This window comes from Kitasatospora sp. NPDC058406, assembly GCF_042722765.1.
Taxonomy (GTDB): Bacteria; Actinomycetota; Actinomycetes; order Streptomycetales; family Streptomycetaceae; genus Kitasatospora.
Window position 1 is genome coordinate 1 of the sequence record NZ_JBHXKE010000360.1, and the last position, 595, is coordinate 595.

General features: G+C 74.5%; 1 protein-coding gene. It reads right to left on the bottom strand.

The annotated features are described in order from the left end of the window. Window positions 1-211 precede the first annotated feature (211 nt). Window positions 212-397: a hypothetical protein gene (locus tag ACFWOG_RS38375; protein WP_380364161.1), complete on the bottom strand. Its 186-nt coding sequence runs from the start codon at window positions 395-397 to the stop codon at window positions 212-214. Between the last annotated feature and the right edge of the window lie 198 nt (window positions 398-595).

The following is a 595-nucleotide window of genomic DNA, read 5'->3' on the forward strand; positions in this document are numbered from 1 at the left end:
CCCGAGGACCGGGCGTGGCACCGGGAACAGTGGCACCGGGAACAGCTGGAGTGCGAAAACGGCATGCCCTCTGCATAGCGGCTGGTCCGCTCCCCGGGCAGTTCCCGCGCCGACCGTCACCCGCCCCACGGGCGATCCCACGAGCTCCCACCGCACCACGTCGCGTCGATACTCCCGCTCCTCGCGACCCTCGGCCGGGCGCCCGGCGGGCCTACGGTACGAGCACGTGGCGGTACCAGCGGCGGTGCACCAGCGGTTCGACGCACAGCACGGCGGCGCCCGCGGCCACGCCGACCAGCTGGGAGGGCCGGCCTCCGCCGTTGACCAGGGCACCGAGGCAGGCAGCGGCGACGGCGACGGGCCTCAGCAGGGTCAGCGGCCCCAGGCCGACGACCATCGCGAGCGTGCCGGCGCGGAACGGCAGGAGGAAGTACGCGGCCGGGGAGAGCAGGACGGCGGCGGCGTAGAACGCGAGCGGGACGAGGAAGCCTGTGCCTCCGGCCGTCAGCTGCTCGTACGTCCGCGCCCGGTCCGGCCGACGCCCCCAAGATCGAACAAGCGGGCGGAGTCTCCCACACCGGGTTCCCAGTACCGG

Coding starts and splice junctions, on each gene's coding strand:
- ACFWOG_RS38375 (WP_380364161.1), bottom strand. CDS start 397: ATGGTCGTCGGCCTGGGGCCGCTGACCCTGCTGAGGCCCGTCGCCGTC.